This window comes from Cupriavidus sp. 05N40 (assembly GCF_056397305.1).
Map to the genome: position 1 here is coordinate 1 of NZ_JBFTND010000289.1, position 10,357 is coordinate 10,357.

Genomic DNA, 10,357 nt, shown 5'->3' on the forward strand with positions numbered 1-10,357 from the left:
CCCGCGGCCCCTGCCGCGGCGGCACCCAAGGCGCTGGTGATCGGGCATCGCGGCGCCAGTGCCCTGCGCCCCGAGCACACGCTGGCCTCCTACGCGCGCGCCATCGAGGATGGCGCCGACGTGGTCGAGCCCGACCTGGTGATGACGCGCGACGGCGTGCTGGTGGCCCGCCATGAGAACGAGATCGGCACCACCACCAATGTCGCCGCGCTGCCGCAGTTTGCCGCTCGCAAGCGCATCAAGGTCATCGACGGCGAGCGTCTCGACGGCTGGTTCACCGAAGACTTCACGCTGGCCGAACTCAAGACGCTGCGCGCGCGCGAGCGCATCCCCCAGCTGCGCCGCGCCAATACGCAGTACAACGACCAGTTCGAGATCCCGACGTTCGACGAGATCATCGAGCTGGTGGCCACTGCCTCGCAGCGTAGCGGGCGCGTGATCGGCCTGTATCCGGAAACCAAGCATCCGAGCTATTTCCGCGGCATCGGCCTGCCGCTGGAAGAAAAGCTGGTGGCCACGCTGCGCGCGCACGCCTATACGCGCAGCGCCCCGGTCTATGTGCAGTCGTTCGAGACCGGCAACCTGCGCGAGCTGCGCCAGCGCCTGGGCAGCGGCATGCCCAACGTGAAGCTGGTGCAATTGATGGGCAGCGCGAAGGGGCGCCCCGCCGACTGGCGCCTGGCCGGCGACACCCGCACCTACGCCGACATGATGACGCCGGTCGGACTGCGCGAGGTGGCCAGCTACGCCAACGGCATCGGGCCGGAGAAATCCAGCGTGGTGCCGCGCGACGCGAACGGCGACCTCGGCACGCCTTCGGCGCTGGTGCGCAACGCGCATGCCGCCGGGCTGCTGGTGCATCCCTACACCTTCCGCCCCGAGAACAGCTTCCTGCCGCGCAACCTGCGCACGGGCGGCGACGATGGCACCCGCAGCCCGGGTGGCATGGTGCGCGAGGTACAGGCTTTCCTGGCGGCAGGCGTGGACGGCTTCTTCACCGACGACCCGGCGCTGGGCCGCCAGGCCGTCGATACCCCGGGACGCTAGCCGGCGGCTCGGCTACACTGGCGCCCACTTTCGCTTCGCTGCAGACACCACACACCATGATCGGACGCATCGCCGGCACCCTCATCGAGAAGAATCCCCCGCATCTGCTGGTCGACTGCCACGGCGTCGGCTACGAGATCGACGTGCCGATGAGCACCTTCTACAACCTGCCCGCGGTGGGCCATCCGGTCACGCTCCTGACGCAGCAGATCGTGCGCGAGGACGCGCACCTGCTGTACGGCTTCGGCACCGCCACCGAACGCAATACCTTCCGCGAACTGATCAAGATCACCGGCATCGGCGCGCGCATGGCGCTGGCCGTGCTGTCGGGCATGTCGGTCACAGAACTGGCGCAGGCGATCACGCTGCAGGAGGCCGGGCGCCTGACACGCGTGCCGGGCATCGGCAAGAAGACCGCCGAGCGCCTGCTGCTCGAACTCAAGGGCAAGCTCGGCGCGGAACTCGGCCATGCGCCAGGCAGCACGCCGGTGCACGACAATGCCGTCGACATCCTCAACGCGCTGCTGGCGCTGGGCTACTCCGAGAAGGAAGCGGCGCTGGCGATCAAGCAGGTACCGGCCGGCACCGGCGTCTCGGACGGCATCAAGCTGGCGCTGAAGTCCCTCTCGAAGGGCTGAGCGGGGCCGCCCGAGCGCGGGTAGCCTGGCCCGGACGGGCTACAATCGAGCCACTTTGCCCGTAGCACATCCATGATCGAAACCGACAAGCTGGTCCCCGACCGCGGGGGCGACCGCGTGATCGCCCCCACCACCGCCTCTCCCAACGAGGAGGCCTTCGAGCGGGCGCTTCGCCCCAAGCTGCTCGACGAATACGTCGGCCAGGAGAAGGTGCGCGGCCAGCTCGACATCTTCATGCACGCCGCGCGCAACCGCCGCGAGGCACTCGATCACGTACTGCTGTTCGGGCCGCCGGGCCTGGGCAAGACCACGCTGGCGCACATCATCGCGCGCGAGATGGGCGTGAACCTGCGCCAGACTTCCGGCCCGGTGCTGGAGCGCCCCGGCGACCTGGCCGCGCTGCTGACCAACCTGGAAGCCAACGACGTCCTCTTCATCGACGAGATCCACCGCCTGTCTCCGGTGGTGGAGGAAATCCTGTACCCGGCGCTGGAGGACTACCAGATCGACATCATGATCGGCGAGGGGCCCGCCGCGCGCTCGGTCAAGCTGGACCTCCAGCCGTTCACGCTGGTGGGCGCCACCACGCGCGCCGGCATGCTGACCAACCCGCTGCGCGACCGCTTCGGCATCGTCGCGCGGCTGGAGTTCTACACCGCGGAGGAACTGGGACGCATCGTCACCCGCTCGGCACAGCTGCTGGGGGCGCGCATCGATCCGCTCGGCGCGCTGGAAATCGCCCGGCGCGCGCGCGGCACGCCGCGTATCGCCAACCGGCTGTTGCGGCGCGTGCGTGACTTTGCCGAGGTCAAAAGCGATGGCACCATCACACGCGCTACCGCCGACGCGGCGCTGGCCATGCTGGATGTGGATGTGGTCGGCTTCGACCTCATGGACCGCAAGCTGCTCGAAGCCATCCTGCACAAGTTCGGCGGCGGGCCGGTCGGCGTGGACAACCTGGCCGCGGCGATCGGCGAGGAGCGCGACACCATCGAGGACGTGCTGGAGCCCTACCTGATCCAGCAAGGCTACCTGCAGCGCACACCCCGCGGCCGCATGGCCACCGCCGCCGCCTACCTGCATTTCGGGCTGTCCGCGCCCGGCGGCGACGCCGAACCCGCTGCATAGCGGCAATTCCCCGCCGCGCGGCCGCCACCGGCGGCCATTTCCGGCCGCCCGGCGCCGGCGCCGGCCATGCTGCGGTGCCGCGCACCCCGCATTAAATACTTTCGTGCACCGCAGACAATTCTTTTGTCGCGCATTGCTGGCGGCTGCCTCCTTGTCCACAATGACTTAGTCCCGGCCGCCGCGGCATGGCGCCGGCCTATTTCTTCCCTGTCAGGAGAGAGCACATGAATCGACGCCAGTTTGTCACCCGGATGGCGGGCTCGGGCCTGCTCGTGGCCACCGCCTTCACCGCGGGCTGCACCACCACCGGCACCAATGCGCCAACCGATGCGGCGGCCAAGAAACAGGAAATCGACGCAGGTGCGGACGGCGCGCTCAACCGCCTGTTCACCACCGCCGGCAGTGCGCGCGACCTGGCCTCGCGTGCGCAGGGGATCCTGATCTTCCCGCGCGTGTTGTCCGCAGGTCTCGTGATCGGGGGCGAGTACGGCGAAGGCGTGCTGCGCTCCCACGGCGCCGCGGTGGGCTACTACCGCACCACCTCGGCCTCGTTCGGACTCACCGCCGGCGGGCAATCCAAGTCCGTCATCATCATGTTCATGACGCCGGACGCCTACAGCAAGTTCGTCAACAGCAGCGGCTGGACTGTCGGCGCGGATGCCAGCGTGGCGGTCGCGAAGATTGGCGCCAACGGCTCGATCGATACCGTCACCGGGCAGCAACCGGTGATCGGCTTCGTGCAGACCAACGCCGGGCTGATGTTCGATATCTCGCTGGACGGCGCCAAGGTCGGCAAGCTGAACCTGTAGGGCCCGCTGATCGGGCCGGTGACCTTCGGCGCCGGGGTGCTGTTCTTCCCGGTTTCCTATATCTTCGGCGACGTGCTGACCGAGGTCTATGGCTACGGGCGCGACCGCCGCGTGGTGTGGGCGGGCTTTGCCGCGCTCGCCTTCGCCACCTTCATGAGCCTGGTGGTACTGAAGATGCCGGTGGCGCCGTTCATGGGCGACTACCAGAAAAGCCTGGAAGACGTGTTCGGCAATACCTGGCGCATCGTGCTCGGCTCGCTGATCGCGTTCTGCTGCGGGAGTTTTGCCAACAGCTATGTGCTGGCCAAGATGAAGCTGTGGACCGAGGGCCGCTGGCTCTGGACGCGCACCATCGGCTCCACGCTGGCCGGAGAACTGGTCGACTCCTCCCTGTTCTACGTGATCGCCTTCTACGGCATCTGGCCGCTGGAAAAGGTGATCCAGGTGGCGATCGCCCAATACATCCTGAAGACAGCCTGGGAAGTCGTGATGACGCCGGTCACCTACAAGGTGGTGGGCTTCCTCAAGCGCGCCGAGCGCGAAGACTGGTACGACCGCAATACCGATTTCACGCCGTTCCGGCTGCGTGTGTGAGCGGCTGCCCGCTAGGGGACGCGGCGATCGACTTCGTCCAGCGCCAGCGCTTCGAGATGGCCCACGTCGGCCCACTGCATCACCGTCAGCCGCTGGCTGTCGCAGCGTAGCCGGTTGATGCTGGCGTTGAGCAGCTCGTGCTGGCGCGGCGCTTCCAGCGTCATGTCGTTGGCCTCGCGGTAGAGGCAGTCCAGCACGCCGCCATGCGCCACCAGCGCGATGCGCTCGCCGGGGTGGCGGCGCGCCAGCGCCAGCGCGGCTTCCACCGCGCGCTCATGGAAAGACAGCAAGGACTCGCCGCCGTCGGGCGCGTAGTCCGGCACGCGCGCCTGCCAGCGGGCGAAATCCTCGGGCGATTGCTCGGCCACCTCCGCGTAGGTCCTGCCCTCCAGCGTGCCATAGCAGCGTTCGCGCAGGCGCGCATCGGGCCGCACCGCCATGCCGAGGGCCTCGGCCAGCGGTGTCGCCGTCTGCATCGCCCGCGAGAGATCGCTGGCGTAGACCGCGTCGATCGGTTCGGCGGCCAGGGCCTGCGCCAGGGCGTCGGCCTGCGCCACGCCGGTGGCGTTGAGCGGAATGTCGAGCTGCCCCTGCAGGCGTCGCTCGCGATTCCACGCGGTCTCGCCATGGCGAATCAGGATCAGGTGGGTAAAGGCCAGCGAATGCGGCCCGGGCAATTGCGACATGCCGTTTCCTTTTCGTTTCCTTGCATTTCCTGCGCGCGCCGCCGGCCGGATTACTTCGCCGTGCCGCCGGCCAGCTTCGGATTGAGCGTGTAGGTGCCGGTGATCGACGCCTGTGCCAGCACATGGCCCTGGATCGCCTCGCGCACCTGCGCACCGGTGAAGGTGCCGTCGAGCGGCAGGCGGTCGAGATCGAGCGCATAGACCGTGAACACGTAGTGGTGCAGCAGGGTATCGTTCCACGGCGGGCAGGGACCGTCGTAGCCGTAGTAGTCGCCCTTCATGTCGGGGTCGTTGGCGAACCAGCCGGTGTAGTCGTTCAGGCCGTGGCGCAGGCCGCCCGCGGCCGCGGTGCCGCCGGTCGCCTCGGGGCCCGGCTTGCCGCGCGCGATCACGCCGTCGCTGTGGCTGCCGGCGGAGATCGAGCGCAGGCCGGGCGGGATGTCCACCAGCACCCAGTGGAAGAAATCCACGCGCGGCAGCGATGCCGGCACTTCGCGGCCTTCCTGGTTGACGTCGTCGCCGCGGCTCGGCACGTCCGCGTCATGGCAGATCAGCACGAAGGAACGTGTGCTGGCTGGCGCCTCGTCCCAGTGCAGGTCGGGATTGCGGTTGTTCGACAGCGCCACATGGGCGGCGGGATCCATCGCGCCGAAGGCGAACTCGACCGGAATGGGCCCGTTGTCGGCGAAAGCCTTGCTCCAGATTTTCATGCGTCTCTCCTTGCTGGTTTGCGCCGCGTGCGACGCGGCCATGTGGGTTCAGGCGGCTGCGCCCGCCGGCGGCACACGCAGCCAGAAGGTGACCGGCCCGTCGTTGACCAGGCTGACCTGCATCATGGCGCCGAATTCGCCGGTCTGGACCTCGCCGTGCGCGGCGCGGGCGCGCTCCACGAAGTGGTTGTACAGGCGTTCGCCCTCGGCTGGCGCGGCGGCCGGGGTAAAGCTCGGGCGCGCGCCGCTGTTGGTGTCGGCCGCCAGCGTGAATTGCGACACCACCAGCAGGCCGCCGCGCGTGCCACGGCCATCGATGTCCTGCACCGGCAGGTTCATCTTGCCGCCGGCATCGGAGAACACGCGGTAAGCCAGCAGCTTGGCGAGCAGGCGCTCGGCCTGGGTTTCGGTGTCGCCGCGCTCGGCGCACACCAGCGCCAGCAGGCCGGCACCGATCTCCCCGGTGGTGCGGCCTTCGACGGTGACGCGGGCCTGTGCGACCCGCTGGATCAGGRCGATCATGAACGTCTCCGGCGCAGGTTCACGCCAGGGTCACGCGCGCGAAGCGGCGCTTGCCGACCTGCACGACGTAGCTGCCGGCTTCGATCTTCACTGCCTTGTCGCTGATCACGGTGCCGTCGATCTTGACGCCGCCCTGCTCGATATTGCGGTTGGCCTCCGAGGTGGACGGCACCAGGTTGGCCTGCTTGAGCAGCTGCGCGATGCCCAGCGGCGCGCCGGACAGGCTGACCTCGGGGATGTCGTCGGGCACGCCGCCGCGCGCGCGATGGTTGAAGTCCTCCAGCGCGCGCTCGGCGTCGGCGGCGCTGTGGAAGCGCGTGACGATCTCCTGGCCGAGCATTACCTTGCAGTCGCGCGGGTTGCGGCCCAGTGCGATCTCCTGCTTCATCAGGTCGATCTCGCTCATCGGGCGGAACGACAGCAGCTCGAAGTAGCGCCACATCAGGTCATCGGAGATGCTCATCAGCTTGCCGAACATCTCGCTCGGGGCCTCGGTCACGCCGATGTAGTTGCCCTTGGACTTGGACATCTTCTCCACGCCGTCCAGGCCCACCAGCAGCGGCATGGTCAGGATGCACTGCTGCTCCTGGCCGTACTCCTTCTGCAGCTCGCGCCCGACCAGCAGGTTGAATTTCTGGTCGGTGCCGCCGAGCTCGAGGTCGGCCTTGAGCGCGACCGAATCGTAGCCCTGCATCAGCGGGTAGAGGAACTCATGGACCGAGATCGGAATCCCAGAGCGGAACCGTTTGGTGAAGTCGTCGCGCTCCATCATCCGCGCCACCGTGTACTTGGCCGCCAGCTCGATCATGCCGCGCGCGCCGAGCGGGTCGCTCCACTCGCTGTTGTAGCGGATCTCGGTGCGGGCGGGATCGAGCACCAGGCTGGCCTGGCGGTAGTAGGTCTGGGCGTTGGCCTCGATCTGCTCGCGCGTGAGCGGGGGGCGCGTGGCGTTGCGCCCGGACGGGTCGCCGATGGTGGAGGTGAAGTCGCCGATCAGGAAGATGACCTGGTGGCCGAGGTCCTGCAGCTGGCGCAGCTTGTTGAGCACCACGGTGTGGCCGATATGGATGTCCGGTGCGGTCGGGTCCAGGCCCAGCTTGATGCGCAGCGGCACGCCGGTGGCCTCGCTGCGCGCGAGCTTGGCCAGCCATTCGGATTCGACCAGCAGTTCGTCGCACCCGCGCTTGGACACCTCCAGGGCGTGCATCACGGTGGGCGTGAGGGGGTAGGAAGTGGCAGCGCCGGGGGAAACTTCAGTCATGACGTAAGTCTTTGAAAAACATGAGAATTCAGACGCGGACGAAAAACGGCCGGCGGCCGATTTTGGTATAATTCGCGCTCTTGTGCCGGCGGGACGCATCCCGCGGGCCAACCGCCATTCTACGGCGGCAAACCAATATGGCACGCACCGCACCTCGGGAGAGGAAGGCAAGACGAAGCAGATCGTCGCGGCAGCGCGGCCCGAACCAAAGAGTGAATTTTACGTGATGTGGTCCAGACTCCGCGAAGTTTTCGCGCGCGAGCTGGTGGTTCTCGTCGATCCCACCAACGCGCTGCACGCGCGCCGGCGCAAGCAATTGACAGCTGCGGTCGGCACGGTGTTCACGCTTGGCATGGCCGCCGCCATGGGCGTGGCGCCGCGCAATGCCTTCGACGACCCGCTCGCTCCGCGTGTCCGGGAGGCCATTCGCCTGCCCGACCTGCAATCCCAGCTCGAACAGCTGACCGAGACCGACGACACCTTTGTGCGCGAAGCGCGCATGCAGCGCGGTGACACCATCGCCACCCTGCTCAAGCGCCTCGGTATCGATGACCCCGACGCGCAAGCGTTTATCCGCCAGAATGCCACCGCGCGCGGCCTGTTTGCGCTCGAGCCCGGCCAGAACGTGCAGGCCGAGGCAGACCAGAACAACCTGCTGGTATCGCTGCAGGCCAACCTCGGCGGCGATGCGGAATCCTCGCGCGAGCTGGTGATCGAGCGCGCGGGCGAGCTCGCCGCCCCGGTCTACAAGGCGCGCGTGCAGTCGGTGAAGAACGACGTGCACTACGAAATGCTGTCCGGCGCGATCGCCGCGGGCGGCTTCTTCAAGGCCATGGACGCGGCCGACGTGCCCGACGACGTGGTCGAGCAGATGATCTCGATCTTCTCCGGCGTCATCGATTTCCACCACGACATCACCACCGGAGACCGCTTCCGCATCGTCTACGAGGCAGGCTACCGCGACGCCGCCTTCGTGCGCAACGGACGTGTGGTGGCGGTCGAGCTGATCAACCACAACCAGCTGCACCAGGCGCTCTGGTACGCACAGGAAGGCAGCAAGCAAGGCGCCTACTACACGTTCGACGGGCGCAGCATGAAGCGGCCGTTCCTGCGCTCGCCGGTGGAGTTCTCGCGTATCTCGTCCGGCTTCGGCGGGCGCGACCATCCGCTGCATCACAACTGGGCACAGCACAAGGGCGTGGACTTTGCCGCGCCCACGGGCACCAAGGTGCAGGCCACGGGTGACGGAGAAGTGGAGTTCGTGGGCCAGCAGAACGGCTACGGCAATATCGTCATCCTCAAGCACCATAGCGGCTACTCGACCTACTACGCCCACCTGTCGGGCTTCGCCGGCATGCGGCGCGGCCAGCATGTGACGCAGGGACAGGTGATCGGCTACGTGGGCCAGACCGGCTGGGCCACCGGCCCGCATCTGCACTATGAGTTCCGCGTCAACGACGTGCCGCTCAACCCGCTGGCCATCGCCGCGCTGGATACCCCGGCCCTGTCGGGCGCCGCGCGCCAGCAGTTCCTGAACTACACCAGCGGGCTGCTCAGCCGCATCAACGCGCTGCGCACCTACAACGTCGCCAGCAACAACAACTAGCCCGCATGCAAAGCCCGTCGCCCGCCTCTACCGACCGTTTCATCGGCMTSATGTCSGGCACCAGCATGGACGGCGCGGAYGGCGTGCTGGTCGATTTCTCCGGCCCGCGGCCGGCGGTGCTGGCCGCGGCCCACCAGCCGTTCCCGGCGGCGTTGCGCGAGGCGTTCGCCGGACTGCAGCAGCCCGGCGACGACGAGATCCATCGCGAGGCGCTGGCCGCCAACGGGCTGGCGCGCGTGTACGCCGGCTGCGTGGCCGCGCTGCTGCGCGAGTCGGGACTGGCGGCTGCGGCCATCGCGGCGGTCGGCGCCCACGGGCAGACCGTGCGCCACCGTCCTGGCCAGTACGATGGCACCGGCTATACGCGCCAGAGCCAGCAGCCAGCCTTGCTGGCCGAACTGTGCGGCATCGACGTGGTGGCGGATTTCCGCAGCCGCGACGTGGCCGCGGGCGGCCAGGGCGCTCCGCTGGTGCCGGCGCTGCACCAGGCCCTGTTCGGCGACGCCGGCGAGACGCGGGTGGCCTGCAATATCGGCGGGATCTCGAATATCAGCGTGCTGCCGGCAGCGGGCGCGGGCAAGGACAGCGCGCCGGTGACCGGCTTCGATTGCGGTCCTGGCAACGTGCTGCTCGACTACTGGATCGAGCGCCACCACGGCCGGGCTTTCGACGCTGACGGCGCCTGGGGCGCCAGCGGCAGGATCAACGACACGCTGCTGGCGCGCTTGCTGGCMGAGCCGTATTTCGGCGTGGCCCCGCCCAAGAGCACCGGCCGCGACCTCTTCCACCCTGCCTGGCTCGAACAGCACCTGGCCGGGCCCGGCACGGCGCTGCCGCCCGCCGACGTGCAGGCCACGCTGGCCGCGCTCACCGCCGAGGCCATCGCCCGCGACGTGCGCGCGCATGCCCGGGGCGCCGCGCGCCTGATCGTCTGCGGGGGCGGCGCGCGCAACGGCTTCGTGATGCGCCTGCTGGCGCAGGCGCTGCCGGGGGTAACGGTGCAAAGCTCCGACGACTTCGGCGTGCCGGTTTCGCAGGTCGAAGGCATCGCCTTTGCCTGGCTGGCGCGCCAGATGCTACTGCGCTCGCCCGGCAACGTCCCCACCGTCACCGGCGCGGCAGGCCCGCGCGTGCTCGGCGCGCTGTATCCGCGCTAGCAGGGCGCCGGGCCGCCCTTCAAGCCGGCTCGGCGTGCCCGGCCTCGCGCGCCCAGCGGATAAACGCCTCGGCAACGGGTGACGGCCGCATCGCGGGCGATTGCGCCAGCACCACGCGCTGGGGCGCCACGGCCTCGCGCAACGGCAGGCAATGGGCTCGCCATCGTAGCTGTGATCGCCAGCCGGCCGCGTGCACGAC

10 protein-coding genes and 2 pseudogenes are annotated in these 10,357 nt (G+C 68.6%); 7 read left to right on the top strand and 5 right to left on the bottom strand.

Annotated features, from left to right (window positions below; all coding sequences use genetic code 11):
• The 5 genes and pseudogenes from AC1DO7_RS37895 to AC1DO7_RS37915 form a co-directional block, all read left to right on the top strand.
• The coding region (locus tag AC1DO7_RS37895; protein ID WP_441649947.1) for a glycerophosphodiester phosphodiesterase at positions 1–1,047 on the top strand (1,047 nt) is incomplete at its 5' end.
• A 56-nt stretch (positions 1,048–1,103) separates the two neighbouring features.
• Positions 1,104–1,685, top strand: coding sequence for a Holliday junction branch migration protein RuvA (gene ruvA, locus AC1DO7_RS37900; RefSeq protein ID WP_441613581.1), 582 nt, complete (start codon positions 1,104–1,106; stop codon positions 1,683–1,685).
• Between the two features lie 72 nt (positions 1,686–1,757).
• On the top strand, positions 1,758–2,813 hold the full coding sequence (ruvB, locus tag AC1DO7_RS37905; protein ID WP_441613582.1) for a Holliday junction branch migration DNA helicase RuvB: 1,056 nt from the start codon (positions 1,758–1,760) through the stop codon (positions 2,811–2,813).
• Between the two features lie 224 nt (positions 2,814–3,037).
• Positions 3,038–3,622, top strand: a complete 585-nt coding sequence (locus tag AC1DO7_RS37910; RefSeq protein ID WP_441613583.1) for a BPSL1445 family SYLF domain-containing lipoprotein — start codon at positions 3,038–3,040, stop codon at positions 3,620–3,622.
• 3 nt (positions 3,623–3,625) lie between these two features.
• A pseudogene (locus tag AC1DO7_RS37915) lies at positions 3,626–4,216 on the top strand (queuosine precursor transporter); the annotation flags it as partial.
• Positions 4,217–4,227: 11 nt separating this feature from the next.
• Here AC1DO7_RS37915 and AC1DO7_RS37920 read toward each other — a convergent pair.
• From AC1DO7_RS37920 to tyrS, 4 genes are read right to left on the bottom strand one after another with little or no spacing between them, the layout of a single operon-like run.
• The gene (locus AC1DO7_RS37920) at positions 4,228–4,902 is read right to left on the bottom strand and encodes a histidine phosphatase family protein (protein ID WP_441613585.1); all 675 of its coding nucleotides are present in this window, start codon (positions 4,900–4,902) and stop codon (positions 4,228–4,230) included.
• A gap of 50 nt (positions 4,903–4,952) precedes the next feature.
• Positions 4,953–5,612, bottom strand: a complete 660-nt coding sequence (locus tag AC1DO7_RS37925) for a YbhB/YbcL family Raf kinase inhibitor-like protein (RefSeq protein WP_441613586.1) — start codon at positions 5,610–5,612, stop codon at positions 4,953–4,955.
• A gap of 48 nt (positions 5,613–5,660) precedes the next feature.
• Positions 5,661–6,134: a D-aminoacyl-tRNA deacylase gene (gene dtd, locus AC1DO7_RS37930; protein ID WP_477117332.1), complete on the bottom strand. Its 474-nt coding sequence runs from the start codon at positions 6,132–6,134 to the stop codon at positions 5,661–5,663.
• Between the two features lie 19 nt (positions 6,135–6,153).
• Positions 6,154–7,395, bottom strand: a complete 1,242-nt coding sequence (gene tyrS, locus AC1DO7_RS37935) for a tyrosine--tRNA ligase (protein ID WP_441613588.1) — start codon at positions 7,393–7,395, stop codon at positions 6,154–6,156.
• Between the two features lie 226 nt (positions 7,396–7,621).
• On the opposite strand from tyrS, the gene AC1DO7_RS37940 reads away from it, so the two are divergent.
• Both AC1DO7_RS37940 and AC1DO7_RS37945 read left to right on the top strand, forming a co-directional pair.
• Positions 7,622–9,001, top strand: a complete 1,380-nt coding sequence (locus AC1DO7_RS37940; RefSeq protein ID WP_441613589.1) for a M23 family metallopeptidase — start codon at positions 7,622–7,624, stop codon at positions 8,999–9,001.
• Between the two features lie 5 nt (positions 9,002–9,006).
• Positions 9,007–10,158 (top strand): anhydro-N-acetylmuramic acid kinase, encoded by a 1,152-nt coding sequence (locus AC1DO7_RS37945; RefSeq protein ID WP_477117333.1) that lies wholly within the window; start codon positions 9,007–9,009, stop codon positions 10,156–10,158.
• A 19-nt stretch (positions 10,159–10,177) separates the two neighbouring features.
• Here AC1DO7_RS37945 and AC1DO7_RS37950 read toward each other — a convergent pair.
• A pseudogene (locus tag AC1DO7_RS37950) lies at positions 10,178–10,357 on the bottom strand (LysR family transcriptional regulator); the annotation flags it as partial.